Here is a 26,796-nt window from a genome sequence, read left to right on the forward strand (position 1 = left end):
GATGGAAGCGCTCCAGCGCGAAATCACCGGAGCCGCGACGTTCGCAGACGACCACGGGTTCGATCCGACCGCCCTCGCGAACCCGCTGGCCGCGAGCGCGGGCGGCGAGGCGCCGATCGTCGCGGGCGTCGACCAATCGTTTCTCCAAGCGTCCGAAGAAGGGCACGACCGCGCACTAAGCGCCGTCGTCGCGATGCAGGCGGGCGACGTTATCGAACGCGTCTACGCCGTCACACCGCTCGAGATCCCCTATATTCCGGGGCTGCTGGCGTTTCGCGAGGGGCGTCCGATTCTCGAAGCAGTGGGGAACCTCTCGGTCGAGCCGGACCTCTACTGCTTCGACGGCAGCGGTCGGATCCACTTCCGGCAGGCCGGAATCGCGACCCACGTAGGGGTGCTCTTCGACGCCCCGAGCGTCGGCATCGCCAAGAGCCTGCTGTGTGGGACGCCTGTCGGCGACCTCGAGACCCTCCCGACGGGAACGCGGGTTCCCATCGAGTCGAACGCCCGCGTCGACGCCCCCGATGGAACGGTACTCGGCTACGCCGTCCAGACGAAGCAGTACGACTCGCCGAACCGGCACATCAACCCACTGTACGTCAGCCCAGGCCACCGCGTAAGCGCCGAAACGGCGGCCGACGTCGCCCTCGAACTGGCGGCCGGGTACAAGCTTCCAGAGCCGGTCCGGCTTGCTGACGCCTACGCTGAGGAGGCGAAGGCGAACGTAGAGATCCAGTAAAAAGCGAGCGGAGAGAACCGGTGATAAACGCGAACGGGGACGGCGAGTGAGAAACGTGGGTGAGCAGTCCCGAAACGAGCGAGAAACCGTCGGTACTTAGGTGACGTCTCACGAACCCAACCGGTATGTCCATCGCTGAGGACCTCGAGGAACCCGCCGACGCCGACGGCTCGAGTCGGACCGAGCGTGCCGGATCCGAGGCGCGAGCGACCGGCCCAGAAACCGGGCAAGCACACGGTGACCGGGACGATCAACTGACCCGAAAGCGCTGCGTCCTCATCACCGGCTGTTCGTCCGGAATCGGCCGGGCAACCGCACTGGCCTTTCTCGAGGAGAACTGGCAGGTGATCGCGACCGCCCGAAACATCGACGATATCGCCGAACTCGCGGAGGCGGGCTGTACGACGCTCGAACTCGACGTCACGGAGCCCGACCAGGTCGCAGACGTCGTCGAGCGAACCGTCGAAATCGGCGGTGCGATCGACTGCCTGGTAAATAACGCGGGCTACGCCCAGATGGGGCCCTTAGAGGACGTCTCCACGCGCGACCTCAACCGGCAGTTCGACGTGAACGTCTACGGCCCACACCGGCTCTCTCGGGCCGCGATCCCGCATATGCGCGCCCAGGGCGAGGGACGGATCGTCAACGTCTCGAGCGTCATCGGGCGGGTCTCCTTTGCGGGTGCCGGCGCCTACGCGGGCTCGAAGCACGCCCTGGAGGCGATGAGCGACGCGTTGCGAACCGAGGTCGACCAGTTCGGCGTCGAGGTCGTCCTCATCGAACCGGGGCCAGTCGAGACCGAATTCGTCGAGCGCGTCGACGAGGAGATGCCCGACGGCGATCGGACGCCGGCCTATGAGAACCTCTACGAGCTCTACGAGGAGGCCCAACTGGTCGGCGGCGGCGGACCGCTCGCAAGTCCTCCCTCCGAGATCGCAGCGGCAATCGTCCACGCGGCGACCTGTCCGGAGCCGCCCGCCCGGTATCCCGTTGGCCCGCTCGCAACGTTTGGCTCCTACGCGCGATACCTGCCCGACAGCGTCCGCGACGCCGCCTACGGCGTCCTACGGAAACTGGCATGAGCGCCGACGGACCGCAGGACACATCACTCGGATACTTCGACCGAATAGGACGGACACCGACGGACGCCCACGAGACTGCCCTGGCCTGTCTCGAGGCAGGGATCGACGCCGCACTCCCCGAACGCGTCGTCGAACAAACCTGTTCGGTTCGGGACGGCCTCCTTCGGATCGACGACGGCGAGGGGCGAGAGTACACCCTGGGAGCGTACGATCGCGTTGTCGTCGTCGGTGGCGGGAAAGCCGGCACTGGCGTCGCAACCGGACTCGCTGGTCTGCTCGGGAATCAGATCGACGACGGTGTCGTGATCTCGACGCCGAGAGACCGGGACGAGGGTAGTGGAGATGGAGGCAAAGAGGCGGCTGCGGTCGACGACCCGGGGGCGGTGCGGATCCGCGAGGGAGACCACCCGACGCCGACGCCGCGAAACGTTGAGGCAACAGCAGAGCTGCTCGAACTCGTAGACGATGCCGACGAGAACACGCTCGTGCTGGCGGTCATTACGGGCGGCGCGAGCGCGCTGCTCTGTGCGCCCGCGGCGGACCTTTCGCTCGCTGATCTGCGAGAAACCACCGACGCGCTCCTCGAGTCGGGCGCGTCGATCGACGAGATCAACGCGGTCCGCAAGCACTGCTCGGCGATCAAGGGTGGGCAACTCGCACAGCGCTGTGCACCAGCGACGGTCTGTACGCTCGCGCTCTCGGACGTCGTCGGCGACGACCGATCGGTGATCGGCAGCGGGCCGACCGTCCCCGACAGAAGCACCTACGCAGACGCGCTCGCTGTCGTCGGCCGATACGACCTTCGAGACCGGCTTCCGGACGCGGTCGTTGCCCACCTCGAAGCGGGAGCCGCCGGCGAGCGCGCGGAGACGCCGACGACGATCGAAGCAGGAAGCGAGGGAAACGGTGCCGAAACCTACCACCTGCTCGCGGGGAGTCGAACCGCGATCGACGCCGCCCGCGAGGTGGCGGCCGAACGCGGCTACGAGACGCTGGTGCTCTCGAGTCGGCTCCGGGGCGAAGCGCGAGAGGTCGGCCGGATGCAGGCGGCGATCGCCGAAGAGATGAGTGCGACAGGCGACCCAATTTCGCCGCCCGCAGTCGTCCTCTCTGGCGGCGAGGTGACCGTCACCGTCGCAGGCGAGGGTGGCGCCGGCGGCCCGAACCAAGAGCTCGCGCTCGCGGCCGGAATCGAGTTCGCAGCGGGCGGGACCGACGCCGTCCTCGCGAGCGTCGATACGGACGGGATCGACGGGCCGAGCACGGCCGCGGGAGCGATAGTCGATCGCGAGACGGTCGCCGACGCGGGGGCTGCGACGGAGGCGCTCGACGCGAACGACGTCACAGGGGTCCTCGAGGCGTGGAACGCGCTGCTCGAGCCGGGATACACGGGGACGAACGTCAACGATCTGCGTGCGCTGGTGGTACCAGCGCAAGTGGAGTAACGCCGACTACTCTTCGTACGTTCGGACCTCCTCGGGACGGATCGCGATGATGACGCGTTCGCTCTGGATCGGGATCGTATACTCGTCTTCGCCCGTATAGCGCCTGGCGAGTTGGTCGATGTGTTCGCGGGCGTTTTCGGTGGTGATCTCGTCGACCGTGCCGGTGATCGAGAGCATCCGATAGGGGTTGTCCGGGTCGGTCATGCTGACGGCGATCCGGTCGTCGCCCGCGGCGTTTTTTGCCTTTCGACGCTCGCGCTCGGTGTTTACCAGCACCCGACCTGTGTCGGCATCGTAGTCGATCCAGACCGGCGTCACGTGGGGTGCGCCGCCGGGCAACAGCGTCGCGACGTGGGCGAACGTTTGTTTCTCGAACAGCTCCTGGAAGTCATCTGGGATCGACGTCATGAGGCGAGGTACACCACCTCTGTACTAAGAAGCACCCCCTAACTCGGACTGAGCGCATCGTTCTGGCGATGCCCACTGTAGACGGGGTCGATCGAGTTCACCGCACGCAGGCTGCAACGATCGCGAGCGACTCCTCGCCGCGGACCTCCTCGGCCAACAGGGGGACACGCCTGACGTCGGTTCCCCGAAAGAGCTCCTGGGCCTCGGTCAGCGCCCGCTGCTGGACGTCCCAGCGGCGCTGACAGAACGCGCAGTCGTCGAGATTCGGCTCGAGGAAGGCGTCGTCCGCGACGTCGTCGGTGACGTCCGAAAGCGGCTCCATCACCCGGTTGACGACGATCGTTCCGACCGGAATTTCGAACTCGCGGAGCTGCTGGCGGAGGCGTTTGGACTCGAAGACGCTCATCTCCTCTGGCACCATAACGATCCGGAAGTCGGTGCGCTCGGGATCGCGGAGCGCAGCCCGGAGGCGCTCGATACGCTCGCGAAGCTCCTCGAGATCCTCGAGCCCCGCTTCTTGCTCGGCCGGCCCGCCACCAAACAGGCCCTTCAACCCCTCCATCATCCCGCCGATTCGCTGGCGCAGCGTCAGCATCCGTCCGACCATCGAGTCCATGATCTCCGGCAGCTGGAGCAGCCGGAGGGTGTGACCCGTAGGGGCGGTGTCGACGATCACGCGATCGAACCGGTCGTCGTCCAGATATTCGAGGAGGAGCTGCATCGCGGCAGCCTCGTCGGCGCCGGGCATCGCCCCGCCGAATAGCGCCTCCATCGGCGAGTCGCCGCCCAGCAGGTCCTCCATCCCGCCGAGAGGACCATCGGCGCCGAGGGCGTCCGCGCCGGGACCCCCAGCACCGCCCGCTGGATCGGCCCCTACGTTCGCGCCGGCTCGGCCGCCCCCGTACGGGTCGTCGCCGGCCTCGTCGGCCCCACCCATCGCGGAGAAGACCGCAGCGCCGTCCTCGAGCGCCGCCTCGGGGTCGATCTCGGCGGCATACAACGGAATATCCTCGCGGATCCGCGCCGGTCGGGCCGGCACGTCGACGAGAAGAGTATCCGACAGCGAGTGGGCGGGGTCCGTCGAGACCACGAGCGTCCGAACGCCCCGCCGGGCGCTGTCGAGCGCCGTTGCCGCCGCCATCGTCGTCTTGCCGACGCCACCCTTGCCGCCGTAGAGGACGTACTCGGGTCCGTCATCCGAGTCTTCGCCTGGCTCGACGTCGATCGTCTCGCGCTCGTCGTCCGTGGCGGAGCCCGTCGGCGTCACCTCGATCGTGTGGTCCCCGTCGTCGGCGCTGTCGCCGCCCGTGTCTTCGATCGGATCGACGTCGAGTCCACTCATACTGAGGGGTACCGTTCCCCCGGCACCTGTATGCGTCGGTCCCGATCGAGACACACCGTTCAGAGCCGACTGGCCTCGCTCAGGAAGGCACGACGTAGTAGAGGAGCACGGCGAGAAACAGATAGACGGCTAGAAATGCCGAGAGGCGGATGGCAGCGCGGTCGTCGATTCGAAGCGCCGCGAAGAGACCAGCGAAGAGGGCGATCGCGGTTGGCCAGGCAGCAAGCGACATCGACGGGACCATCGCGAGTACCAGCGCCCCAGCAAACCGATCGAGGATGACCGGAAGCGAGGCAAGGCTCCCGGTCACGTAGACGGTAGCCGCCGTTACGAATCCAAACGCGAGTACGAGTACGCCGAGTCCCGTCTCCGCTAGATCGCCAATGTCCGACATACCAGAGCTGAGACGCCAGCAATGCCTATCTTCCTGGGTGTACACGTTCGCGACTAATACCCTCAGCCAGGAGCGACGTCCCGGTTCGACAGAAGACGGTGCGCCCCTCAGCCGAAGTGTGACGCCAGTCGCGCGGCGGCCTCCTCGACCTGGGGCGTCACGAGCGCGAATCGGAACCAGTCCTCGCGGGCAGTGCCGAACGCCTCGCCGGGCATCCCCGCGACGCCGGCCTCGTCGATCAGTCGCTCTGCGTTTTCGAGCGTGCCGGGGTAGCCGTCGAACCGCGCGAGGACGTAGAAGCCGCCCGCTGGACGCCTGTATTCCGCACCCGCCTCGTCGAGGGCGTCCGTGAAGGTCGCCACGCGATCGCGAAGCCGGCGGCGGTTGCGCTCGTAGTAGTCGGGGCCGGTCTCGCGCAACGCTTTGAGAACGGCGTACTGGGCGGGCCGGCTGCCGGCGACGTTGACGAGCATGTGTCGGCTCCGGACGCGATCTGTGAGTTTCGGTGGAACGATCGCGTAGCCCACCCGGAAGCCGGTGATCGCGAGTGACTTCGAGAACGAGTTGGTGACGATCCGGTGGTCAGAGTCGACCGCGAGCGCGCTCGAAAACGTCCCCGAGAGATCGTAGTGGTCGTAGACCTCGTCGCTTATCAGGATCGCGTCGTACTCCTCGGCGACGGCGACGAGCTCGCGGACGGTCGACTCGGGGTAGACCGCACCCGTCGGGTTGTTCGGCGAGTTGACGACGATCGCGGCGGTCTCCTCGCTCGCCGCCTCACGGACCCCCTCGGGGTCGAGATGTCCGTCCTCACCGACCGGAACGAACGTCTGGCCGCCGCCGAGCAGGCTCGTTTTGCCGGGGTAGTAGGGATAGACTGGATCGGTGAGGATCACTTCGTCGGCGTCGTCGCGTTCTATCGCGGCGGCCATCGCGAGGTAGTTCGCCTCGCCGGCGCCGTTGGTGATGAGCACCTGCGAGACGTCGACGCCACGTCGGGCGGCGATCTCCTCGCGAAGCGGGCGCAGCCCGACGGTCGGCGGATACTGAAACCGGTCGGGATCGAAGTCGGCGTACTCGCGAAGCCCTTCCCGCAGCGCCTCTGGTGGGTCCCAGTCGGGGTTGCCGCTGACCATGCCGACGACGTCGCGCTCCGTGCGAGCCGCGTACCGGATCACGTGGAAGAAAAGCGGCGTCTCGTACTCCATGCGAGAAGGGTGTTCGCGTGGGCCCCTGGCTCTTTCGGGCCCGAATGTCACTCGAGGCGGAGTCGGCTGTGCGGTGGGGCAGGGCCAGCATTCAGTAGCCCGGCGACCTTTTCGGGCGTATGAACGACGATATCGACCGCGAACTCCCGATGCAGGTCGCGGACGTGTTGCGGGCGCGCGGGGAGACGGTCTCGGTCGCCGAGTCCTGTACGGGCGGGCTGATCGGCGCCGCGATCACGGCGGTGCCAGGCGCCAGCGACTACTTCGAGGCCGGACTGACGACCTACGCCTACGACGCCAAGCGCCGCCACCTGGGCGTCAGCCGCGAGGCCCTAGACGAACACGGCGCGGTCTCAGAGCCCGTGGCCCGCGAGATGGCCTGCGGTGTTCGCGACGTGACCGACGTCACCTGGGGAATCGCGACGACGGGCGTCGCGGGACCGACCGGCGGGGACAAGGAAACCCCAGTGGGGACCGTCTACGTCGGCGTCGCCTACGCCGGCCCCTGGGGGGCTGAAACCTCTGCGAGCTGGGTCAGCCGGTACGTCTTCGACGGCGATCGCGCTGCAGTTCGAGCACAGACGGTCGACCAGGCACTCTCGGATCTGCTCTCTGCGGTCGAGCGGCGACAGCCGTGACAGTCACAAAACAGCGACACTCACGCAGAACTACTATTTCGCTCCGGCTCGCACGTCGGCTCGATGAACAAGAAGGGGCACGTGCTAAACGCCGTGTTGTTGAGCATCGGACTGGGCTACCTGCTGGAGCCAGCAGGGACCGAAGAGACGTTCATGACGATCATCGCGATCGGGATTCCGGTCACGCTCGGTGCGCTGTTTCCGGACGTCGACACCGAGTTCGGCAAACACCGCAAGACGTTACACAACCTGCCGGTGTTGATCGGGTTCATGGCCTTCCCGTACGTCTTCGGGAACCTGGAGTACGTCTGGATCGGCGTTCTGACTCACTACGTCCTCGACATCGCAGGAAGTAAGCGGGGCATCGCGCTCTTCTATCCGATCTGGAAGAAGGAGTTCGGCTTACCGATCGGCGTCGCCGTCAAAAGTCGTATGGCTGACGCCATGACGGTCATCATCACTGTCCTGGAGCTGGCGGTCATCGCCGTTGTCCTCTACTGGTTCCCGGACGTGAGTCTCGAACTCGGGGAGCAGTTCGTGGGGCTGTAAAGGGAACCAACCGAACACCGTCGTCGACTACTCCACGTTCGGCGTCCACTCCTCGCAGGCGTCCATATCCTCCATCGCCTCGTCTGTGTCTCCGCAGTAGGGAACCATCCCGGAACTGGTTCGAACGTACTGGAAGTGCTGGCAGCTACCGCAGTATCGATCGCGCGTTCGGGACGCAGCGTCGTCCTGGGTAGCCGACGACTCTGGGGCGGTGTCGTGTGCGGTGGCGGCAGTTTGCGTGCCACCGGCCGATCCCGTACCGTCGCCCGGCGTGGCTGCCTGTGCGGATGGTGCGTCCGGAGACCGGGTCTCCTCGTCGAGTGGCGAGGAGAGTTCCTGGGCGTCGGAGCCCCCGTCGCTGGTCGGCTCGGGAGTACCGTCGTTGGTCTGCGTCTCGACATCACCGTCGGGCATCGCACCGAGGAGGCCGATACCGCCGAGACTGCTCTTGTCCTCGACCTCGACGACCTTCGTTCGCCCCTGACGAGTGACGTTCATCTCGAGGGCGCCCCCAGGATCGTTTCGGGTCTTGAAGTTGACGACGGCGGTGAACAGACACCAGATCGCGGTGAACAGTCCGAGCAGATACACAGCGGAGACGTGTAGGGTGAGATCGTCACCGTATCCGCGCCAGTGGTGTGGGTAGGCGTGCCAGAAGAGGGCGACGCCAAGCAGACAGAGGCTCGCCCCGATCGCGGCAGCGGCCTTGACCCGCTTCGAGGCTGGCAGAACGATGAAGAGGCCGACCAGCGCAGCGGGAACGCCGATCCCGGCGAGGACGCCGGCCATTCTGACCGCGGCGAAGTGGTCGTCGAACAGTCCCGAGACGGGCTCGGTCGTGGCGGTCAGCAACGCGACGACGGCGAGTATGGCACCAACTAGGACGAGCGCCGTCCCGGCGTACAGCCGGCGGAGGCTCGATATCTCGCGTGCATTCCCCTCGTAGACCTCCGACAGGCTAGTCATGCGGGGGTAATGGAACCCATCACACAAAACAATACGTCAGACACGTGTCGAAACGTTATCACGACCGCGACGGATGAGTCTCTAGCGAACCGGCCACGAGCAGTGAACTGCAGGAGAGCGAAACCTTGAATCGACGGGACGCCGAACGGTGCGCTATGAGCGACGATGCGGACGAGGAGCCGGCAGTCACACTCGGTGAGGAGACGCCGGTCGAAGGGGCACCGCTCGCCCGGGTGACCTCCCGTCTCTCCTGGCCGATCGAAAGAAGCGAAATCGACCGTCTGGAAGGCGATAGCGTCGTCCGAACGCCCGATGGCCCACGGGAGTTGGCCTCGATTCTCGCGGAGCTAGACGAGACCTACTTCGAGCGCCACCAGGAGTTCGAATCACACGTCCAGGACATCGTCGGGACAGGACCCGTCCGGACGGCCGAGTAACTACCCGTGGCGACCGAGGCGGGGTCGAGCGCCCGCTGGATTCGGGATCAGCTAGACCGTCTCACGTGGGTTCAGAAGTCTCTGCTCGTTGGTGCCGTCCTGACGGTACTGTGGATGCGATACGTCCCGGCAGCGCTAACCGGTCGCGTCCTCGTCGACGGCGTGATTCTGATCGGCGGCCCGCTTACGCTGGGACTCACGCACGGTCGGCACATCGGCTGGAATATCAACCGGGTTGCGGTTCGAAACGCCGTCTTACTCTCGCTGTTCGTCCTCCCATTTTACATCGTGGGCTCGACGCTACCGACGATCAGGGCGTTCTACCCGATGTGGGAAACCTCGGCCGCGCCAGCGGAGTTCGTCCCCCACGCAGTGCAACTGTTCGTCCTCGCACTCGCCGCCGAGACCTACTACCGGGGGCTACTCTGTGTCGGCGTCAGAGATCTGGGCTTCGTCGCGGTGTTCATCAGTCCCGTCGTTTACATGATCCACCACGCCGGTAAACCCCCGATCGAGTTCCTGCTCTCGGGGCCGACTGACGTACTCTTCGGTGCGGTCGACTACCAGTCGAACTCGATTCTCCCCTCGGTGATCGCCCACGGTGCGGGCCTCGTGTTACTCGACTGGCTCGTATTGCACGATCCGCTGTTCGATCCGAGGCCCGCACTCGAAGCGCTCTCGTGGCTCCCGATTCCGCTGTGACACAGACGAGTAGGGGCCACAACGGTAGCTGCGGTCGTTACTCCTCGGAGACGGGACCCTGCCAGGTCAGGTTCGATGTTTTTGCCCAGGCAGAACCTAGATGCGGCGATGGTCAGCCTCCGTCTCCTGCTGTACGCGCTACTGGTGACGATACTCGGTGCTGTGCTCGTAGTCTGGGGTGGAACGGTCGTGTTGCCAGGCTCCCAAGCCCCGGATGCGCTCTGGTATCTGGCGGTCGCGTTCGTCAGTCTGCTGTGCGTGATTCCGATCTGGAAGCGGGAACAAAATGATGAGCGCTCGATCTAGTGTGACACTCACTTTTAGGTTCTCGGTCCAAACGTCTCCGTATGTCACTGCCAATCGATCCGACGCAGATCGACCCCGACGATTACGGCGAGCACCGCGCCGTCCTCGAGATGGACCACCAGGAAGCGATCGAACACTGCCGTGAGGTGTTCACGGCCGCCGGCTTCGGCGTCCCCGTCGAATTCTCGCCCTCGGAGCTGTTAAACGAGAAGGTAGACGCGAACCGCGATCCCTACTACGTTCTCGGCGCCTGCAACCCCGAGATGGCCGACCGAGTCCTCGATGTGACGAGGCAGATGGGCGGACTCTTTCCCTGCAACGTCGTCATCTGGGAGGAAGCGCCGGGTCGACAGGTCGTCTACCACCTCTCGATCATGAAGATCGCACGCCTGCTCGGGATCGCCCCGGACGACGAGAGCTGGCAAGAGATCGTCGACGAGACGAGTGCGATGGTCGCTGACGCCTACGCGAATCTGGAGCGAGACGACGATCCAGCCCATTGACATCCTCCCCGCCTTGAAGGGCGAGGATTCCCACGTTGGGAGATTGTGGTTTACGACGTAGCCTGTTCTCGCGGTGCGAAGCATCCGCTCTCTGAATCGAACAGGAACGTCGATGGCTGTGCCAACCAGCCGTTACTCCTATCACCGCCATCCGTGGCGGGACTCGGAGATACTTTCTGCCGAATGTTCTCAGCACCGTTCACATCCGCGTTCGCCACCGTATCACACTCATCGCACACGTACAACCCGCGTTCAACACGGTTCGCGTCACGCTTACGACCACAGCAGGAACACGACTTCGACGTGTCCCGCTCGGACACTTCTTCGACCGTGATTCCCTCCATCTCTGCCTTGTATTCGAGCAGGTCTGTGAAGCGGTCGAACGCCCACGAGTGGAGGTCGAGGTTTCCGTGCTTGCCCCAGTTTTTCGCCTCCCCGTTCTCCTCGTCCTCACGGATACCAGAGAGGTCGCCAACCACAATCGTTCCGACACCCTCGTCCACACATCGTTCAACGATGTGTTTCGAGAGCGTGTGGAAGTAGTGGGTGCGGCGAGTCGACTTCTTCCGGTTCAACCGATTCGCTTGCTTGGAGTCCGAGTCGTCACATCGGGCGATACGCTTGCTGAAGTAGTAGTCGTCCTCCTTCAGGCAGTTCAGCGGGTACAACTCGGCGTGACCGTCTTCGTAGGCGAGAGCGGCGAAATTGTTGATCCCGAGGTCAACACCCACCGTCTTCTCACCGGGGGCTTCGGACACCTCTATCTCGACCTTGCACACGAAGTGCAACTCCCACTCCTCGCCGTTCCAGACCGCCCGAACTTGTTGGACGTTCTCCACGGTGGAGAGGTCAACATCGGGACGAGTCTGGTACTCGCAGAGGATGAAGTCCGACCAGTAGTCCTTGAGGTTCGACCCTTTTGAGAGCCGAACGCGGTCGTACTGGGTATCGGGTTTGAAGCCAGCGGCTTTGAACGTGACCGTGCTACGCGGGTGGTCGTCGTCGCGTTTGCGGTAGCCGGGCGGGTTCGCTCTCACGTCTCCGTTACGCCGTTTACCGTACCAGCCGTCGAACGCCTCAGCGAGTTCTTGAAGGACTCGCTGACTTGACTGAGAATGCAGGTCATCGTAGCGTTCGTGGCTCTTGAGGTACGCGGTGAGTTCGTCGTGTTCCGGAATGTAGCCGATTTCATCCCAGACACGACTGATTGTCCACCGTCCGACGTTCCAGAGTTTCGAGGCGGCGAACCCGAGGGCGTCAAGGTCGTCAGACACCTGTGACTGATTCCGAATGGAAGCAGTGTAGGTGCGGGTGACGACCTGTTTCGCCATACGTAACCTATGTAGACAAACCTACTTGAAGGTGTGGATTGCGCAGCGTGGAATATCCTGCCGTGCCATCGAACGGTGGGCTGTGAAGGGTAGTATCAGATTCATCCCCGCCCTGAAGGGCGGGGCTTTCTCCTTGCATTTCCGTAACTGGTCCTGAAATCCAACACGAACGTTTACATTACTGACGCGACACGTCGGCTACATGGACGTCCGAACGGGCTTTTTCGCCCTCCTCTTGATCCTCCTGGGGATGATTGCAGCCCTGATGATCGCCCCGCTGTTGCAGTACGTGCTGGCGGCGGGACTGCTCGCGTTCGTCCTCTACCCCCTCCAGCAACGGCTCGAACCCAGACTCGGTCCGCGCATCTCGGCGCTCGTCCTGACGGGACTCGCCGTCGTCTTCGCAGTCGTCCCGCTGCTCGTCTTTTCGGTGATCATCCTCGATACGGTGATCTCGTTTCTGAACGACTTCGACGAGAACGCAGCCGTCGACGCGGTGTACGATCTGGCGTACCAGTTCGGCGCAGACGAGGCGACGATCGACGCGATGGAGAGCGAACTCCTCTCGGAGGTCGAGGGCTCGCTCTCCTCGGCCGTCGAGTTCGCGCTGTTCGAACTCATCGGGCTGGTAAACACCACGATTCAGATGGCTCTCGGCCTCATGGTGTTGTTGTTCCTGTTGTACTATCTCCTGGTCGACGGCGCGGAGTTCGTGGCGTGGCTCGGCGCCGTCGCCCCGCTCGAAGGGCGGATTCAAGAGCGCCTCGCAGACGAAGTCGAGGTCGTCACCTGGGCGGTAATCTACAGCCACGTACTGGTGGCCGTCGTCGAAGGAATCCTGGGCGGACTCGGACTCTGGCTGCTCGGCGTGCCGAACGTGGCGTTCTGGACGATCGTAATGATCGTCGTCTCGTTCCTGCCGGCGATCGGCATCTGGCTCGTCTGGGGTCCCGCAGTCGCCTATCTTGCGGTCGTCGGAAACCCACTCGAGGCAGTCGTTCTCCTGCTGTACGGCATCGCCGTGCTCTCGGTCGTCGACAACTACCTGCGAGCGATCTTCGTCGACCGCGGCTCGGGACTGCATCCGGCGGTGGTACTGGTCGGCGTCATCGGCGGAATCTACCTGCTTGGCATCTTGGGACTCTTCCTCGGACCGATCCTGCTCGCGGTATTCAAAGCCGGGCTCAACGTGTTCGGAGAGACCTACGGTGACGAGGGGTCGGAATCGCGCCCGTCGGCGTCGGACGGCTCCTCGCCGTCGGATTCAGGTTCGGACCCCCCGGCGCCCTCCGACGTCAGCTCAACAGCCGACGCCGTAGAGTGAGGCGTGGCGTCGGCTGCGTCGTCGTCTGGCGTGCGGTCGCCTTCGGCCTCGTCCGGCGTGTGGTCACCCTCGGCATCCTCGAGTTCCGCCAGATACTGCTCGGCATCGTAGCGAACGTAGCCCGTGTAGAGCATGATGAGGCCGAACAGGATCGCGGGGACGCCGAATAACAGAAATAGGACGGCCAGGATCGTTGGGAGGTCGGTCGGAAGGACGGCCGGCAGTAGCATACGCTGAGTCGGTTCTGAACAGGCAAAAACGGTGCGCTCTCCGTCGAGTTACTCGGCGGTTCGGAGTATCTCAGTCGCCCCGCACTCACTCCCCGTCGAGGCGCTCTTTCAACCGTTCGACCTCCCGCTCGAGGTCGTCGAGTCGACGGCGGACCTCTGGATCGGGGTCGCGACGGGAGGTGTCGGCTACTGGGCCCTCACGGGTAGTCCGGGCTTCGGTTGGATCGCCAGTAGCGCCGCTGTCGACCGGCTCGCGTGAGGGTCGGTCCTCTTTCCCGCCCCAGTGACCGGTGAGAACCAACACTAGGAGGACGATTACGGCCAGCGGAACGATACCGATGAGAACGAAGAGAAACAGCAGTATCAGTAGCTCCGGACCACCGGGGGCACCGGGCACGAACGCGGATATCTCGACGAGCATATTCAACAATTATTCGACATCTTATTTAATATCACCGGACAGTGGTCGATACCGGCGCTGCTGAAGCTACTGGCTCGAGAAGGTGTTCAGATTCGACTGTAACCCGGCGGCGAGGGCCGACTTGCGCTGGAGGCGAGACAGCGAGACCGGAAGCTGAGAGGCGACCGTCGCGACCGCCTCGTGGAACGTCTCTGCGGTGCCGAACTCGCCGGCGAGCGAGGCGCGGGCTCCGCGATCTCGGTCGCTGGCACCGCCGGGGGCGTCCTCGAAGGCGTTGCGGACGCTCTCGCGAACCTGCCAGACGCCGACGGGGGCCCAGTAGTCGTCGGACACCTCCCGGAGAACGAGACACTTTGCCTGCCTGCCGACCGACTCTAAGTGCTCTAAGACGCCGAGGCGAGCGGCGTAGTAGGCGCCTGCGGTCTCCTCGACGTAGCTCGAACGTCCCTCGTAGCCCTCCGAGGCGCTGGCCATCCAGACGTCACCGTGTGGGTCGGGATTCCAGATGCTGCCCGGCGCCTTCATCTCGACGAGTTCGAACTCCCAGGTGCCCGGTGCGAGAATTACCCAGTAGCGGTTTCCCATGTACTCGGAGACCCAGACCTGGACCTCGTCGATGCTCGGGGCGTTTTCGATCCGGCCGCGGAGGAACTGGCCGATCGTGTCGTCGACGGCGGTGATCGACCACCGGGTCGGAACCAATCGACGGTTCTCGGCCTGTCCGAGCGCACCAGCCGAGAGGATCGAGTCGATCTCGTAGACGTCGAACCCCCGCCGGTAGAGGTAGGTCATCGCTCCCTGGGCCTGCCAGTCGTCGTCTTCGAGGGTCTTCTTCACTGGACGGGGAACGTGGGGATTCTCCTGCAGCGAGGCGTCGCTCGCCGCGGCTCGCGGTCCGCGGGGCGTCGCCACGTCCGAGCCTGTATCGAGCCCGAGATCGGGTTTCCCATCGAGGCCGATCTCCAGATCGACGGGCCGATCGGCGATCGCCACCTCGCGCTGGACGCCGACGAAGCCATCCCAGGTGTCGTGAACCGAGGGCGCCAGCCGGCTGGCGATTCCCGGCGCGTCGACGTTCGCGCGCTTGTTCGAGTTCAGCAGACCGGTTCGACGCTGGAGGACGTCGTCGATTCCGTACCCCTCGCGGTACCAGCTGGCGTCGGTGACGTACTCAGTGGCGGCGCTCTCGTCGCCGACCGGCGAGAGCAGCCCGACCGGAATGTCGGGATAGGAAGACCGGCCGACGAAGATCGAGGGGGCCGTCGAGCCGACCAGCGTGTCGCCTGAGAGCGCCTGCTCGAAGTCGCGCTCGAACGCCTCGAGGTGGTCGGTGATCGCGTAGGACTTTTCCTTCGCGAGGCGCCGGCGCTCGGCCTCCGCGTCGGGCTCTAGATCCTCGATGTAGTCGTCGAGGCGCATTCGGTTCGAGTAGGGACGGACGGCGTTTCAATGTTGAGTTTCACCGAACGAAACAGCCTCGGAAAGGATTACGAGTCGGCGTTTGCATCGACATCGGCCCAGAGGGGGTAGAGATCGTCCTCGACCGGGCCGGAAATCGCCTCGCCATCGAGGATCAGTGCAGACTCGCCGGCCTCGACGGTGCCGATCGTCGCAGCGTCGATTCCGGCCGCTGAGAGCGCGTCAAGGCACGCCTCGTGGGCGGATTCGGGAACAGTGGCGAGTACGGCACCGGAGCCGAAGATGCGAAGCGGGTCGACGTCCGCCGCCTCGCAGAGTTGCCGGGTCGCGTCGCGAACGGGGACGGCTTCGCGCTCGACCGCGAGACGACAGTCGGAGGCGCGGGCGAGTTCGAGCAATCCAGCGAGAACGCCGCCTTCCGTCGGGTCGTGCATAGCGGTCGCGTGCTCGCGGACGATGCGAGCGTCGGGAACGACACTGACCTCCTCGAGGAAGGTTTCGGCCCGATCGCGCGTCTCGCGGTCGACATCGAGCGCGTCGCCGAAGTCGGTTGCGAGGATCGCCGTCCCCTCCAGACCGGCGCCCTTCGTCAGGAGCAGGCGGTCGCCAGGCTCGGCGCCGCCGGTCGGGACGAATCTGTCCGTGGCGCCCATCGCGGTCAGCGAGAGCAGCGGCCGCGAGAGGGCGTCGACGGACTCGGTGTGGCCGCCGACGATGGCGACGCCGACGTCGCGGGCGGCAACGTCCAGGTCCCGCGTGATCTGCGTCACGGCGTCGTCGGTCGCCTCGGGAAGGAGGGCGACGACGGTGAGCCACCGCGGGTCGGCACCAGCGACCGCGACGTCGTTGCAGGCGACGTGGACGCCGAGGGTGGCGACCTGCGAGGCCGCAAGCGAGATCGGATCGGAGCTGACGACGAGGGTGCCTCCGGGCCAGTCGATGGCCGCTGCATCCTCGCCGTCGGCCGGTCCCTGCAAGACGGCGTCGTCGGGCGCCCCAGTTCGATCGAAGACGTGCTCGAGTAGCGTCGACGGGCGTGCTTTCCCCGGCATAGTACCATCCTGTGTGGATTGGGCGCTTGTAGCTGTCGACAGTGATCGAGGGTTTTCGAGAGTCGTACCAAAATCGGTTTACTGAGTTGTGGCCGAAAGTCAGTATGACTCAACTCGATCTCGCGGCCCTGAGAGAGCGCCAGACGGTGCTTCTCGGCGTCGCGGTCGTCTTCGCGGTCCTCTCCGCGCTCGTTCACCTCGGCATCGGGGTTTCCGAAATCGTCGACGGCATAACCGGCGACGGAGTCGCCATCGTGGCCGTCCTATTCGTCGTCAGCGGCGTCGTCGTCTTCGCCCTCCTGACAGCGCTGGCAACCGGCGCACTCGCACCACCGGTTGCGTACCTCGCCGGCGGCGCGCTGATGCTTCTCAACCTGTTCGCCTACGTCGACGTCCACGCGCTCGGGCTGTTCGAATCGGCCACCGGGGCCGACGTCCACGATCACGGACACGACGATCATAGTCACGGCGACGACGGTCACAGTCACGGCGACGACGGTCACAGTCATGACGACGGCCACAGTCATGACGACGGCCACAGCCACGACGACGGCCACAGCCACGACGACGGCCACAGCCACGACGACGGCCACAGCCACGACGACGGCCACAGCCACGACCACGATCACGACGGACCTGTCCACGAGGTCGTCATCGACCACCTTCGCGAGGACTACGTCGCACTCACCACAAAGGTGAGCGAGACGGTCGCCGCGGTCGCGTTCTTTACCCTGTACGTTCTCGAGCGGTGATCAATTACCCACTCTGATGAGAGGGTCGTCAGTCACCGGAGGCAGGTCCGAACTGATAGCGCGTGAGTTGAGCTACCCACCGCTAAAGCGGTGGGATTCAGCGTGGACTCCCGTTCTGGCCGATTTGGTTCGAGAGACCTTCGGTCTCTCGTCATCACGAGACGGCTTCGCCGTCTCGAACGACCTCGGCAGGAGAATAGCCTCCGTTCACGTTCAGCGTCCCGCTGTTCAAGCGCACGCCCAAGGATGCGCCTCCGTCGCCCCCAGTTTGGTTGCGACGGAGATACCGTAACCCGATGTTTTTCGCGGCGTTGTAGTCGGCGTGGTTCTCGTACCCGCACTTCAGACACTCGAACTCCTCGCCGTCGCGGTTGTCGGGATGGGTGAACCCACAGTGTGAACAACGCCGACTCGTGTTCTCAGGGTCAACCTGCTCTACGTCGATGTCGTATTCTTCGGCCTTGTACTCAACGTAGTCGTAGAGTCGGTTGAACGCCCACTTGTGTCCCCACGACGCACCAGCCCGCTCACGAATGTCGGTTAAATCCTCGAACGCAATCACCGAACACTCGTTCTCACGAGCTTCAGCGACGAGTTCGTTGCTGATGCGATGGAGCATCTGTTTGAACCGCCCTTCTTCTTTCCGTCCGACTGACTGGATGTTCTCGTGCGCCCAGCGCGTTCCGCACTGTTGGAGCGAGCCACGACGTTTTTCGTACTCGCGCCGCCAGTGGTCGAACTCGTCGCCCGTCCAGAACGTGCCCGTCGAGGCGACGGCGAGGTTGTTCACGCCGAGGTCAACCCCGAGAACCGTTCCGTTCTCAGGTGTTGCCCTGTCCGACGTGTCGGACTCCACCTCCTTCTTGCAGTGGACGTGAAGCACCCAGTTGCCGTCGCGGTAGTGTAGTTCCGCACCCGTGATTTCGTATTCGTCTGAAAATAGGTACTCCGAGTGTGGCGTGTCATTCTCCTTGTCAGGCAGTACGTAATCGGCTTCGATGCGACCGTCTGTGGTGGCGAGGCTTACGTAGTCGTCGTGGAATGTGGCGGTGCGGTGGTCGTAGACGACGTGTGGGCTGGTGAACGTCGGTTTCGACGCTTTCTTATCGTGTTTCCAGCGTGCGACGACGCTTTTGCAGGCTTCAGCGGCCTTGTTCCGAGCGGCTTGCACCAGTCCACCGTTGAAGCCATCCGTTTTCTCGCGTACATCGTCGTAGGTTTCGTCATCCAGCGTGGTTTTGCTGGTAGTGACGTACTCGCCTGTGAAAGCGTGGTCAACGACGTACTGTGCCGACCAGAGGAAAGTGTCTACGGTGTCTTCGAGGAGTGCGTCGTCGTCGCTGTCCACGTCGAGTGCAACGGGGACGGTACGCCGCACCTCCATATCTTATATGTAGCACTGGTATTTCTTAAATACTGGGGAGTTGGCCTGCCACTGTAGCGTGGTTCGATTCAGCAGTGACGGATTCATCCCACGTTCACAAGACCGAAGGTCTTGTGCAGTATGGAAGACGCGTGCGTCTTCCATGCCCACCAGAAGGCTTTGCATTCTGGGGACAGCCCATCAGAACGCTTTGCGTTCTGAGGACGGCTAAAGCCGTGGGTTTTCTCCTGTATTTCGTATAAGCGATAACTCAGCAGACGAACACACAACACCCACATCGTAGCCATTCGGACAACGGCCCCGGACTCTCGTGGCTCGTCACCATCGATGGGATCGACTCGCGACCGGTCACCGACCGGTACGATTAAGTGTGCATCACCTGCCTTGTTTCGTATGAGTGGACGACCGCTTGACGTCCTCGAGGCGTCCCTCGACGAACAGGTCACTGTACGGCTCAAGACCGGTGACGAGTACGTCGGCGACCTCGCCGGCTACGACCAGCACATGAACCTCGTCCTTGCGGACGTGAAGAGCCCGGCGGCGGGCGAGCCCGACGTCGAGACGCCGACCGAAGACACAACGATTATACGCGGCGATAACGTCGTCTCGATCACTCCATGACTGGCGCAGGAACCCCGAGCCAAGGAAAGAAGAACAAGACGACCCACGTCAAGTGTCGACGCTGTGGCGAAAAATCCTACCACTCCAGAAAGGGCGTCTGCTCCTCGTGTGGCTTTGGCAAGTCCGCCAAGCGCCGCGGCTACGAGTGGCAGTCGAAAACCGGCGACAACTAACGCTTCTCGACTCTTCGTTCGACGGTTTCGAGCGCTGAGTGGTCGCTTTCACCCCTGGTCAGCGCGTTCTTCGTCCCGGGCGGCATCGCTTTGCTCCGGTACGTTCGTCGATCGCGCATCCGTCGAAGTCCTCATGCCAGAAAGGTGCCCCTCTCCTGGGGATGGCGCGCTGGAACGAGGACAGCGTAGCCGAAGCGATCGGCAGGAAATATCATAAATATGAATTACCGCAGAGTGTCGGATACAATCACGATGAACGTCGAAATATTTCCGAAATTATATATATTGAAGCGCGAAGTTTTCGAAAGTGAGACGACGAACGTACATCGCGCTAACTGGCGCACTGACTGCGGGTCTCGCGGGCTGTCTGGGTAGCGATTCGGACGACGAACCGGGAACGAATGACGACTCGGAAACCGGCGACGAACCGGAGACGGACGACGGCGGCCCGGGAACGGACGAGCCAGAATCGGAGGACGAGGAATCAGAGGACGAGGAGTCGGAGGCAGACGACGACTCCGACGAGGGAGAAGCTGAAGCGATCGGCAGCGATTGGCCCCGTCCAGCGTACGATGCCGGACGCACGCGGTACAACCCCGATGAAGCATGGATCGGCGATCTCGAACCAGTCTGGACCCACTCGTTCGAATACGCCAGCAGCCACTTCGTCCGAGACGGCGTCGTCTACGTGAACCGAGACCGCAACGGTATCGTGGCGATCGACGCCGACGGCGAGATCCGGTGGGTACAGGACCTCCACGTGATCGGCGACATCACAGTTGTCGACGGCGAGATCGTCGCTCGAAACGACAACGAGCGGCTCTTTCGCTTCGACGCCGACACGGGCGACCGACTCGACGCGGCCGATCCGGAGTTCGAGGGGAGCATCGTCTACCTCGGCCCCGAGGGGATCTACACCGTCGCCGACGGCGAATCGATTGGAGAATACGTGCTCAGAAAGTACGACGTTCAATCGACCGAAACCGAGTGGGAGCGCACGCTCGAACTCAGCACATGGAACAGCGACATCCTGTTCAGCGGCGATACGCTCGTCCTCTCGAACCGGTTCGAGACGTACGGCGTGGACGACGCGACCGGAGACGTCCTGTGGGAGTCGGAGTACGGCTCCCAAAGCGACAGGCACTTCGCCGCCCGTGGCGGCCGCATCGTCTTGTACAACGACCCCGACGACACCCTGTGCGTACTCGACGCAGACGGCGAACTCGAGTGGGTGACCGAGGAGATGGATCGAATCCGTGGATCGATCGCCATCGACGACGACGCCATCTACTACGGGGAAGGCGACATCATGTACGCGGTCGACGTCACTTCCGGCGAAACGCTGTGGGACTATATCGGGACCGAGGACATTCAACAGACCATCGTCACGTCGGATACGGTCTATACCGTCGAGAACGATCAGACCTCGGGCGGAACGCTGCTGGCTCTCGACAAGGCAAACGGCGACCGGCGATTCGAGGACGCCGACGCGGACTGTGCCGGAATCGTCGCGGCGAACGACGCCGTCTACATCCGAACGAGACCGTCGATTACCAGTCGCGGCGTCGCGGCGCTGCATCCGGTCGCCGAGGAAGACGACGTGTAGTGGCCTCGGCAGCAGTACTGTGCTCGTGCTTCGGACCCGACCTCGAACTGATTTGATGGTTTACCACTTCGAACTGGTTGCAGTGCGCTCGTGTAACTCAGGGGATCGGTGACGCCGGCGACACCGGATGGACAGCACTTAGTCGCGAGCAACGAACTCCTCTAGTATGAACGTCACCGACGCCTTCGCCGGTCTCGCGTGTCTCGATTGCGGGGCGCTCGCCGACGATACCGAACCGACCTCCCGCTGCGAGCAGTGCGGTGGGCTCCTCGACCCAACGTATGAGTACGATGCGATCGAATTCGATCGGGCGGCGGCCCCCTCCCAATCTGGCGATTCGATGTGGCGATACGCGGACCTCCTCCCGTTCGAGCGTGACACCGCCGTAACTCTTGGCGAGGGGGCGACGCCGTTGGTCGAGTGTCCGAGTCTCGCCGATGAACTCGGCGTCGAGCGCGTACTGGTCAAAGACGAGGGCCAGAATCCGACGGGGACGATCGCCGATCGCGGCCTCTCGGTGGCCGTGACCGCGGCGAGCCAGCACGGCGCCGAGACGGTCGCACTCTCGGATACGGGCGACGCTGGCCAGTCCGCAGCGGCTTACGCCGCCCGCGCCGATCTCGACTCGCAGGTCTACCTCCCCTCGCGATCGGGCTTTGCGACCAAGGCGATGGTTAACGTCCACGGCGGCGAGATGAGCGTCGTCGGCGGTCGCCTCGGGGACGCCCGGGAGGCCTACGACGAGGCCCTCGCAGAGCACGAGGAGTGGTCTCCGCTCGGAGCCTTCGAGACGCCATACCGTCACGAGGGGGCAAAGACCCTCTACTACGAGATAGTGGAACAACTCGACTGGACGACGCCGGACGCTGTCGTCGTTCCCACCGGCGAAGGGGTGGGGCTCCTCGGCGCGTACAAGGCGGCCCGGGAGTGTCGCGACCTCGGTCTCGTCGACGAGCTACCGGCGCTGTACGCGGCGCAGGCCGCGGGTTGCGCCCCGATCGCCGAGGCGATGGAGGCGGACCGCGACGACCCCGAGCCGGTCGATCATCCGGACACGATCTGTGGCGAGATCGAGGTGCCCGACCCCGTGGCCGGAAGCCGACTGCTCGAGGCCGTCCGCGAGACCGACGGCGGCGCGGTCGCCACCGAGGACGACGCGATCCTCGAGGCGGCGGTCGCCGTCGCTCAAGGCGAGGGACTGGAGATGGCCCCGAGCAGCGCGGTCGCTGCCAGCGGCGCGTGGAAGCTCGCCGAACAGAGCGAGTTCGACGGCGACGAGACCGTCGTGATCGTCAACGCCGGCGCGGGAATCAAAGGCGCCGACGTGCTCCGCAGCCACCTGATGGGTCGCGGAATCTAACGAGACTGCAAAATCGGCCGCTTACAGCCCGATGTTCATCGCGTACGGCCACGTCGCACTCGCCACCACGAGGAACGCGAGCGCGCCGCCGGCGCCGTAGACGTTTTTCAGGAAGCTGTTCATCTCATTTTGGGCGTCCTCGCCCTCCTGGCGCCAGAAGTCGTGCATCGCTACCGCGGAGACGAGCAGGAACGCCGCGAGCGCGGCAGCGCCGATTCCTGGGAAGACACCCACGACGATCGAGAGACCGCCGAGGACGAGTAAGGCACCGCTACCGAGCACCGAGAGGCGTGGCATGGGAAGCCCCTTGAACTCCGCGTAGGCAGCCATCTCGTCCGTGTTCAGGAAGTGGTTCAGTCCCGTAAACGCGAGTACGCCGCCAAAGAGCACGCGGGCGAGCAGGAAGGCGATCTCCGCAGCGGTCGACTCGAACATTAGGCGATCACCGCCGAAGGGGCGGACACAGTGGAGGTGTCGGGAGAGTCATCAGACAGTACGTCCGAAACAGCAGACAGTTTCATCACGTTACCTGGTTCGTTCTGTAACCGATATATGCGTTCCCGGACACCGGTGATAGCAGGTAACCCCGACGACACCGCTCGATTCGGCCAGCGACTGGTTGCAGAGTCGCCCGCGCTACCGGCCTAAATCGGCGTCTTCGCTCCGGCAATCGGTGACGCGAGGATCCGCAGGGCTTTTGCTGGTTGTCGGGAAACGGGGCGGTATGTCTACACCGTGGGCCGACTGGAACCACATCCTCAAGATCGATCCCGACAAGGATCTTCCCGAGGGTGTCACCTACGGCGATCTCTGTGCGACCGGAACCGACGCGATCGAAGTCGGCGGAACGATGGGGATCACCGAGGAGAATATGACCGCCGTCATCGAAGCGTGTGCCGACCACGACGTCCCCCTCTATCAGGAGCCGTCGGACCCGAGCGTCGTCGTCAAGGACGAGGTTTTGGAGGGGTACTTCGTCCCCATCGTGCTCAACGCGGGCGACCCGTTCTGGATCACTGGCGCCCACAAGGAGTGGGTCCGGATCGCCGACGACTTAGACTGGGACCGGTTGGCCACGGAAGCGTACATCGTCCTCAATCCCGACGCCGACGTCGCGACGCTGACGGAAGCCGAGTGTGACCTCTCTGCAGAGGACGTCGCCGCGTACGCGTCCGTCGCCGAACGAATGCTGGGTCAAGACGTCGTCTACGTCGAGTACTCGGGCATGCTGGGCGAGGAGTCGGTCGTCGAGGCAGCCAGCGAGGCCGTCGACGAGTCGACGCTCTTCTACGGCGGCGGAATTCGTGACTACGACTCCGCCTACCAGATGGCCACCCACGCCGACGTCATCGTCGTCGGGAACCTCGCCCACGACGAGGACGTCGAAGCGGTCCGCGAGACGGTGAAGGCGGCAAACGACGCCTGAGCGTTCGACAGCGATACCGGAGTCCAAACCACCGCCTCTTGCAGTCGTCTGGCCAACGTTGATTTCGCCGCCCGCCGTATAGTCACCGGAATGCAGATAGACCGATTCGACCTCCAGGCAGACGTCACCGGCACGCTCGAACTCGTCTGTGAGCGCACAGAGGGCGAGGAACCGGTCGAGGTGCGGACGTTTACCGGCAGGGACGAGTTCGGCCTGCTGGCCGACGACCTCGAACCGAACGAAGCCGTCGCCCTGTTCGTCGAGCGAGGGAACGTCGCGGAGTGAGGCGACCGGACCCGTTCCGTCGGACACGAACGAAGGCGCTTAAGTTTGGGCTCCGAGAATCAGGAGGTATGCAGAACAGAACCTACACTGCGGACGCCGAGCCGGGCGACGACGTTACCGTCGCTGGTTGGGTCCACGAGATCCGCGACCTGGGCGGCATCGCCTTCCTGATTCTCCGAGACGCGACCGGGAAGATCCAGGTCAAGTTCGAGAAAGACGAGATGGACGAAGAGCTAGTCGAGACCGGCCTTGGCGTCGCCCGCGAGAGCGTCGTCTCGGTTTCGGGCGCCGTCGAGGAGGAGCCCCGCGCACCGACGGGCGTCGAGGTCACCCCGGAGTCAGTTGAAGTCGTCTCGGCCGCCGACCCCGAACTCCCCCTCGACCCCTCCGGCAAGGTCGACGCCGAACTCTCGACGCGGCTGGACAACCGCACGCTCGACCTCCGCAAAGAGGGCGTCCAGGCGGTCTTCGAGATCCGCGCCGAGATCCTGCGTGCGGTCCGCGAGCAGTTCCGTGCGTTCGACTCCACGGAGATCACGACGCCGAAGATCGTCGCCACGGGAACCGAGGGCGGCACCGAGCTCTTCCCAATCACCTACTTCGGCGAGGAGGCCTTCATGAACCAGAGTCCGCAGCTGTTCAAGCAGCTGATCGCCGGCTCGAACGTCGAGCGCGTCTTCGAGATCGGGCCGATCTTCCGCGCCGAGGAACACAACACGCCCCGGCACCTGAACGAAGCCACCTCGATCGACTTCGAAGGAGCGTTCTGTGACGCCGACGACGCCATGGACGTCGCCGAGGGCGTCCTGAAAGCGGCCTACGAGGCCGTCTCCGAGAACTGCGCCGAGGAGCTCGAGGCGCTGGGTCTCGCCGAGGAGTTCGAGGTTCCCGAGGGCGACTTCCCCCGCATCAGCTACGAGGAGGCCATAGAGCGCATCAACGCGACGGGCGAACTCGACGAGCAGCTCGTCTGGGGCGACGACCTCTCGACGGCTGCCGAGGAGGCCCTCGGCGACGACGTTGGCGGCCACTACTTTATCACTGATTGGCCCAGCGAGATCAAGCCCTTCTACATCAAGGATCACGATGACGACGAGCAGCTCTCGACCGGCTTCGACCTGATGCACCCGCGGATGGAGCTCGTCTCCGGTGGCCAGCGCGAACATCGCCACGAAGCCCTCATCGAGGGCTTCGAGCAGCAGGGGTTAGACCCCGACCAGTTCGAGTACTACACGAAGATGTTCAAGTACGGCATGCCGCCCCACGCTGGCTTCGGGCTCGGCGGCGAGCGCGTCGTCATGACGATGCTCGGACTCGACAATATTCGGGAGGCTGTTCTGTTCCCGCGAGATCGCCAGCGTTTGTCGCCGTAGGCGACAAACCTGGGAAGCAGCAAGGCGTGGCGAGTGTACGAGCCACACCTTGCGTGATCGTCAACGTCTGAGCCCGTAGGGCGAAGGCGTTGAGAACCAGCGAGGCGAACGGAATTTGCCTCGCCGGACCGGCAGCGGCGCGGCCCGTAACAGTCGGTAGGAGCGCGATGTCGGTATTCAGAAATGCGGCTGAGACTGAGTTGAGTGATTCGCTAGCCACATGTGCGGACACACCGTTGAGAGCCCAATCAGTTCCAGATGATGTCTGGCAAGTCGTGGTGAATAGCTCGCGCGAATGTGGCACGGAGTGAAGATGGCGATCGCCCGGTGCATGGGAGGTGAGGTCTCGAACTGAGACCGATCGCCATGTCAATAGAAAATCCAGGCAAGATGGAGAGACAAGGTAGGAAGGTGCTACTGCTTGGCTTCGGTCCTGACGGTACTGCCGATTGCGAGTGCAGCGCCAATGATGACGAGGTTCTTGATGATGTACTGTCCCTCGACAGTGAGGGCGTACGGAGCGGTCGTGTAGACAACTTCTGGGAGGAGAACGAGCGGGAGAAAGGTCCCTGGAAGCTGCAAGAACAACAAGAAAATGCCGACGCGAATCAGCGGTCGATACAACAGACAGATGCCGATGACCACTTCCCAAACGCCAAGCACAGGAACAAACACCTCCGGAGGCACAACGTATACGGTCGCCGCAACAAGGTCTGCTGCCGGACTGATTTCGAACAGTTTCAACGCGCCAAACCAGATGAACACGACCGCAAGAGAGACGCGAAGTATCGGAATGCTCCACTGACTCATCGCCGAGGTGATCCGCATGTCGACTTCGTCGAACCGTCGCTTATACGCCTGCAACCGCTCAGTCTCGATTCGGTCCATCATCACATCATGTTGGAACCCCAGCAGGCAAAATCCTGTCTCCTTCGATCGTTGTGAATACTACGTGCGATCAACAGAGGATTACCGACTAGCGCTCGGACCTGCCAGAGGGGAGTCACTGTGTCTTACACGGTGGTGAGGAGATCTGTCGGCACTAGCAGCTAGATCAACCGTCCGTTCGTAGGTCGAAACGAAGTCTGCATCACGTCGATCTACGTAAAAAAACGAATCTGCCACGCTGATCACATGCTCTGGATGTTCCACGAAAATTTTGTAGGGAGGACAGAGTCGTGCTGAAAACAGGGCACGACTGTCGCAGACTATCTATCTCGATGTACGGACGGGAGTGACGAGTCGTCAAGCACGGACCGGGTCCGAAGACCACCGTGACGCGGCGTGGTCTTCCGTAATCAGCGGAAGTCGCTGCGCGGA

The 26,796-nt window shown here is 63.7% G+C and carries 30 protein-coding genes; 18 read left to right on the plus strand and 12 right to left on the minus strand.

The window, feature by feature from the left end:
* The first annotated feature begins 1 nt into the window (after position 1).
* The 3 genes from OB905_06390 to OB905_06400 all read left to right on the plus strand — a co-directional run bounded on the left by OB905_06390 (position 2) and on the right by OB905_06400 (position 3,266).
* Positions 2-739, plus strand: coding sequence for an endonuclease V (locus OB905_06390; GenBank protein ID MCU4925614.1), 738 nt, complete (start codon positions 2-4; stop codon positions 737-739).
* 125 nt (positions 740-864) lie between these two features.
* Positions 865-1,821 carry an SDR family oxidoreductase gene (locus tag OB905_06395; GenBank protein ID MCU4925615.1) on the plus strand — a complete coding sequence of 319 codons (957 nt, stop codon included), beginning with the start codon at positions 865-867 and terminating at the stop codon, positions 1,819-1,821.
* A complete protein-coding gene (locus OB905_06400; protein MCU4925616.1) occupies positions 1,818-3,266 on the plus strand; it encodes a DUF4147 domain-containing protein in 1,449 nt (482 codons plus the stop codon). The genes OB905_06395 and OB905_06400 overlap by 4 nt, the downstream gene beginning before the upstream one ends.
* 6 nt (positions 3,267-3,272) lie before the next feature.
* Here the strand turns inward: OB905_06400 and OB905_06405 are convergent, their stop codons facing one another.
* From OB905_06405 to OB905_06420, 4 genes are all read right to left on the minus strand, one after another.
* A complete protein-coding gene (locus tag OB905_06405) occupies positions 3,273-3,674 on the minus strand; it encodes a PPOX class F420-dependent oxidoreductase (GenBank protein ID MCU4925617.1) in 402 nt (133 codons plus the stop codon).
* Between the two features lie 97 nt (positions 3,675-3,771).
* Positions 3,772-5,016, minus strand: coding sequence for an arsenical pump-driving ATPase GET3 (locus tag OB905_06410; GenBank protein ID MCU4925618.1), 1,245 nt, complete (start codon positions 5,014-5,016; stop codon positions 3,772-3,774).
* Positions 5,017-5,095: 79 nt separating this feature from the next.
* Positions 5,096-5,410 carry a hypothetical protein gene (locus tag OB905_06415; GenBank protein MCU4925619.1) on the minus strand — a complete coding sequence of 105 codons (315 nt, stop codon included), beginning with the start codon at positions 5,408-5,410 and terminating at the stop codon, positions 5,096-5,098.
* Positions 5,411-5,517: 107 nt separating this feature from the next.
* Positions 5,518-6,618, minus strand: coding sequence for a pyridoxal phosphate-dependent aminotransferase (locus tag OB905_06420; protein MCU4925620.1), 1,101 nt, complete (start codon positions 6,616-6,618; stop codon positions 5,518-5,520).
* Positions 6,619-6,737: 119 nt separating this feature from the next.
* Here OB905_06420 and OB905_06425 point away from each other — a divergent pair, with 119 nt between their 5' ends.
* Complete coding sequence (locus tag OB905_06425) at positions 6,738-7,256, plus strand: CinA family protein (protein MCU4925621.1); 519 nt, start codon at positions 6,738-6,740, stop codon at positions 7,254-7,256.
* A gap of 63 nt (positions 7,257-7,319) precedes the next feature.
* Positions 7,320-7,805, plus strand: a complete 486-nt coding sequence (locus OB905_06430) for a metal-dependent hydrolase (protein MCU4925622.1) — start codon at positions 7,320-7,322, stop codon at positions 7,803-7,805.
* Positions 7,806-7,832: 27 nt separating this feature from the next.
* Here OB905_06430 and OB905_06435 read toward each other — a convergent pair whose 3' ends face one another.
* Positions 7,833-8,771, minus strand: a complete 939-nt coding sequence (locus OB905_06435) for a YIP1 family protein (GenBank protein MCU4925623.1) — start codon at positions 8,769-8,771, stop codon at positions 7,833-7,835.
* Between the two features lie 155 nt (positions 8,772-8,926).
* On the opposite strand from OB905_06435, the gene OB905_06440 reads away from it, so the two are divergent.
* The 4 genes from OB905_06440 (at position 8,927) to OB905_06455 (ending at position 10,719) form a co-directional block, all read left to right on the plus strand.
* Positions 8,927-9,208, plus strand: a complete 282-nt coding sequence (locus OB905_06440) for a DUF5789 family protein (GenBank protein MCU4925624.1) — start codon at positions 8,927-8,929, stop codon at positions 9,206-9,208.
* A 6-nt stretch (positions 9,209-9,214) separates the two neighbouring features.
* Positions 9,215-9,910, plus strand: coding sequence for a CPBP family glutamic-type intramembrane protease (locus OB905_06445; protein MCU4925625.1), 696 nt, complete (start codon positions 9,215-9,217; stop codon positions 9,908-9,910).
* A gap of 108 nt (positions 9,911-10,018) precedes the next feature.
* Positions 10,019-10,216, plus strand: a complete 198-nt coding sequence (locus tag OB905_06450; GenBank protein MCU4925626.1) for a hypothetical protein — start codon at positions 10,019-10,021, stop codon at positions 10,214-10,216.
* 41 nt (positions 10,217-10,257) lie between these two features.
* A complete protein-coding gene (locus tag OB905_06455; GenBank protein MCU4925627.1) occupies positions 10,258-10,719 on the plus strand; it encodes a DUF302 domain-containing protein in 462 nt (153 codons plus the stop codon).
* Between the two features lie 50 nt (positions 10,720-10,769).
* On the opposite strand, the gene OB905_06460 is transcribed toward OB905_06455, so the two are convergent.
* On the minus strand, positions 10,770-12,050 hold the full coding sequence (locus tag OB905_06460; protein ID MCU4925628.1) for a transposase: 1,281 nt from the start codon (positions 12,048-12,050) through the stop codon (positions 10,770-10,772).
* A 202-nt stretch (positions 12,051-12,252) separates the two neighbouring features.
* Between OB905_06460 and OB905_06465 the strand changes: the two genes are divergently transcribed.
* The gene (locus OB905_06465; GenBank protein ID MCU4925629.1) at positions 12,253-13,374 is read left to right on the plus strand and encodes an AI-2E family transporter; all 1,122 of its coding nucleotides are present in this window, start codon (positions 12,253-12,255) and stop codon (positions 13,372-13,374) included.
* Positions 13,375-13,689: 315 nt separating this feature from the next.
* Here the strand turns inward: OB905_06465 and OB905_06470 are convergent, their stop codons facing one another.
* From OB905_06470 to OB905_06480, 3 genes are all read right to left on the minus strand, one after another.
* Positions 13,690-14,025 carry a hypothetical protein gene (locus OB905_06470; GenBank protein ID MCU4925630.1) on the minus strand — a complete coding sequence of 112 codons (336 nt, stop codon included), beginning with the start codon at positions 14,023-14,025 and terminating at the stop codon, positions 13,690-13,692.
* A 66-nt stretch (positions 14,026-14,091) separates the two neighbouring features.
* On the minus strand, positions 14,092-15,444 hold the full coding sequence (locus OB905_06475) for an Nre family DNA repair protein (protein MCU4925631.1): 1,353 nt from the start codon (positions 15,442-15,444) through the stop codon (positions 14,092-14,094).
* Positions 15,445-15,512: 68 nt separating this feature from the next.
* A complete protein-coding gene (locus OB905_06480) occupies positions 15,513-16,496 on the minus strand; it encodes an AIR synthase family protein (protein MCU4925632.1) in 984 nt (327 codons plus the stop codon).
* A 104-nt stretch (positions 16,497-16,600) separates the two neighbouring features.
* Here OB905_06480 and OB905_06485 point away from each other — a divergent pair, with 104 nt between their 5' ends.
* The gene (locus OB905_06485; GenBank protein MCU4925633.1) at positions 16,601-17,248 is read left to right on the plus strand and encodes a hypothetical protein; all 648 of its coding nucleotides are present in this window, start codon (positions 16,601-16,603) and stop codon (positions 17,246-17,248) included.
* Positions 17,249-17,402: 154 nt separating this feature from the next.
* Here the strand turns inward: OB905_06485 and OB905_06490 are convergent, their stop codons facing one another.
* A complete protein-coding gene (locus tag OB905_06490) occupies positions 17,403-18,632 on the minus strand; it encodes a transposase (protein MCU4925634.1) in 1,230 nt (409 codons plus the stop codon).
* Between the two features lie 393 nt (positions 18,633-19,025).
* Between OB905_06490 and OB905_06495 the strand changes: the two genes are divergently transcribed.
* The 4 genes from OB905_06495 (at position 19,026) to OB905_06510 (ending at position 22,392) form a co-directional block, all read left to right on the plus strand.
* Entirely contained in the window at positions 19,026-19,253 is a 228-nt protein-coding gene (locus tag OB905_06495; GenBank protein ID MCU4925635.1) for a Like-Sm ribonucleoprotein core, read from the plus strand.
* Positions 19,250-19,426: a 50S ribosomal protein L37e gene (locus tag OB905_06500; GenBank protein MCU4925636.1), complete on the plus strand. Its 177-nt coding sequence runs from the start codon at positions 19,250-19,252 to the stop codon at positions 19,424-19,426. The genes OB905_06495 and OB905_06500 overlap by 4 nt, the downstream gene beginning before the upstream one ends.
* 307 nt (positions 19,427-19,733) lie before the next feature.
* Complete coding sequence (locus OB905_06505; GenBank protein MCU4925637.1) at positions 19,734-21,032, plus strand: PQQ-like beta-propeller repeat protein; 1,299 nt, start codon at positions 19,734-19,736, stop codon at positions 21,030-21,032.
* Positions 21,033-21,198: 166 nt separating this feature from the next.
* A complete protein-coding gene (locus OB905_06510; protein ID MCU4925638.1) occupies positions 21,199-22,392 on the plus strand; it encodes a threonine synthase in 1,194 nt (397 codons plus the stop codon).
* 21 nt (positions 22,393-22,413) lie between these two features.
* On the opposite strand, the gene OB905_06515 is transcribed toward OB905_06510, so the two are convergent.
* Entirely contained in the window at positions 22,414-22,827 is a 414-nt protein-coding gene (locus OB905_06515; protein MCU4925639.1) for a DoxX family protein, read from the minus strand.
* 289 nt (positions 22,828-23,116) lie between these two features.
* Between OB905_06515 and OB905_06520 the strand changes: the two genes are divergently transcribed.
* The 3 genes from OB905_06520 to aspS all read left to right on the plus strand — a co-directional run bounded on the left by OB905_06520 (position 23,117) and on the right by aspS (position 25,476).
* Positions 23,117-23,818 (plus strand): putative phosphoglycerol geranylgeranyltransferase, encoded by a 702-nt coding sequence (locus OB905_06520; protein MCU4925640.1) that lies wholly within the window; start codon positions 23,117-23,119, stop codon positions 23,816-23,818.
* Between the two features lie 90 nt (positions 23,819-23,908).
* On the plus strand, positions 23,909-24,103 hold the full coding sequence (locus OB905_06525) for a hypothetical protein (GenBank protein MCU4925641.1): 195 nt from the start codon (positions 23,909-23,911) through the stop codon (positions 24,101-24,103).
* Between the two features lie 68 nt (positions 24,104-24,171).
* Positions 24,172-25,476, plus strand: coding sequence for an aspartate--tRNA(Asn) ligase (aspS, locus tag OB905_06530; protein ID MCU4925642.1), 1,305 nt, complete (start codon positions 24,172-24,174; stop codon positions 25,474-25,476).
* A 414-nt stretch (positions 25,477-25,890) separates the two neighbouring features.
* On the opposite strand, the gene OB905_06535 is transcribed toward aspS, so the two are convergent.
* Positions 25,891-26,364: a DoxX family membrane protein gene (locus tag OB905_06535; GenBank protein MCU4925643.1), complete on the minus strand. Its 474-nt coding sequence runs from the start codon at positions 26,362-26,364 to the stop codon at positions 25,891-25,893.
* Positions 26,365-26,796: the final 432 nt, after the last annotated feature.

The organism is Halobacteria archaeon AArc-dxtr1 (assembly GCA_025517425.1).
In the GTDB taxonomy this organism is placed as follows: Archaea; Halobacteriota; Halobacteria; order Halobacteriales; family Natrialbaceae; genus Halostagnicola.

Excerpts from the sequence above, each read along its gene's own strand:
- OB905_06390 (MCU4925614.1), top strand. The coding sequence starts at position 2 with ATGGAAGCGCTCCAGCGCGAAATCACCGGAGCCGCGACGTTCGCAGAC.
- OB905_06395 (MCU4925615.1), top strand. The coding sequence starts at position 865 with ATGTCCATCGCTGAGGACCTCGAGGAACCCGCCGACGCCGACGGCTCG.
- OB905_06400 (MCU4925616.1), top strand. The coding sequence starts at position 1,818 with ATGAGCGCCGACGGACCGCAGGACACATCACTCGGATACTTCGACCGA.
- OB905_06405 (MCU4925617.1), bottom strand. The coding sequence starts at position 3,674 with ATGACGTCGATCCCAGATGACTTCCAGGAGCTGTTCGAGAAACAAACG.
- OB905_06410 (MCU4925618.1), bottom strand. The coding sequence starts at position 5,016 with ATGAGTGGACTCGACGTCGATCCGATCGAAGACACGGGCGGCGACAGC.
- OB905_06415 (MCU4925619.1), bottom strand. The coding sequence starts at position 5,410 with ATGTCGGACATTGGCGATCTAGCGGAGACGGGACTCGGCGTACTCGTA.
- OB905_06420 (MCU4925620.1), bottom strand. The coding sequence starts at position 6,618 with ATGGAGTACGAGACGCCGCTTTTCTTCCACGTGATCCGGTACGCGGCT.
- OB905_06425 (MCU4925621.1), top strand. The coding sequence starts at position 6,738 with ATGAACGACGATATCGACCGCGAACTCCCGATGCAGGTCGCGGACGTG.
- OB905_06430 (MCU4925622.1), top strand. The coding sequence starts at position 7,320 with ATGAACAAGAAGGGGCACGTGCTAAACGCCGTGTTGTTGAGCATCGGA.
- OB905_06435 (MCU4925623.1), bottom strand. The coding sequence starts at position 8,771 with ATGACTAGCCTGTCGGAGGTCTACGAGGGGAATGCACGCGAGATATCG.
- OB905_06440 (MCU4925624.1), top strand. The coding sequence starts at position 8,927 with ATGAGCGACGATGCGGACGAGGAGCCGGCAGTCACACTCGGTGAGGAG.
- OB905_06450 (MCU4925626.1), top strand. The coding sequence starts at position 10,019 with ATGGTCAGCCTCCGTCTCCTGCTGTACGCGCTACTGGTGACGATACTC.
- OB905_06455 (MCU4925627.1), top strand. The coding sequence starts at position 10,258 with ATGTCACTGCCAATCGATCCGACGCAGATCGACCCCGACGATTACGGC.
- OB905_06460 (MCU4925628.1), bottom strand. The coding sequence starts at position 12,050 with ATGGCGAAACAGGTCGTCACCCGCACCTACACTGCTTCCATTCGGAAT.
- OB905_06465 (MCU4925629.1), top strand. The coding sequence starts at position 12,253 with ATGGACGTCCGAACGGGCTTTTTCGCCCTCCTCTTGATCCTCCTGGGG.
- OB905_06470 (MCU4925630.1), bottom strand. The coding sequence starts at position 14,025 with ATGCTCGTCGAGATATCCGCGTTCGTGCCCGGTGCCCCCGGTGGTCCG.
- OB905_06475 (MCU4925631.1), bottom strand. The coding sequence starts at position 15,444 with ATGCGCCTCGACGACTACATCGAGGATCTAGAGCCCGACGCGGAGGCC.
- OB905_06480 (MCU4925632.1), bottom strand. The coding sequence starts at position 16,496 with ATGCCGGGGAAAGCACGCCCGTCGACGCTACTCGAGCACGTCTTCGAT.
- OB905_06485 (MCU4925633.1), top strand. The coding sequence starts at position 16,601 with ATGACTCAACTCGATCTCGCGGCCCTGAGAGAGCGCCAGACGGTGCTT.
- OB905_06490 (MCU4925634.1), bottom strand. The coding sequence starts at position 18,632 with ATGGAGGTGCGGCGTACCGTCCCCGTTGCACTCGACGTGGACAGCGAC.
- OB905_06495 (MCU4925635.1), top strand. The coding sequence starts at position 19,026 with ATGAGTGGACGACCGCTTGACGTCCTCGAGGCGTCCCTCGACGAACAG.
- OB905_06500 (MCU4925636.1), top strand. The coding sequence starts at position 19,250 with ATGACTGGCGCAGGAACCCCGAGCCAAGGAAAGAAGAACAAGACGACC.
- OB905_06510 (MCU4925638.1), top strand. The coding sequence starts at position 21,199 with ATGAACGTCACCGACGCCTTCGCCGGTCTCGCGTGTCTCGATTGCGGG.
- OB905_06515 (MCU4925639.1), bottom strand. The coding sequence starts at position 22,827 with ATGTTCGAGTCGACCGCTGCGGAGATCGCCTTCCTGCTCGCCCGCGTG.
- OB905_06520 (MCU4925640.1), top strand. The coding sequence starts at position 23,117 with ATGTCTACACCGTGGGCCGACTGGAACCACATCCTCAAGATCGATCCC.
- OB905_06525 (MCU4925641.1), top strand. The coding sequence starts at position 23,909 with ATGCAGATAGACCGATTCGACCTCCAGGCAGACGTCACCGGCACGCTC.
- aspS (MCU4925642.1), top strand. The coding sequence starts at position 24,172 with ATGCAGAACAGAACCTACACTGCGGACGCCGAGCCGGGCGACGACGTT.
- OB905_06535 (MCU4925643.1), bottom strand. The coding sequence starts at position 26,364 with ATGGACCGAATCGAGACTGAGCGGTTGCAGGCGTATAAGCGACGGTTC.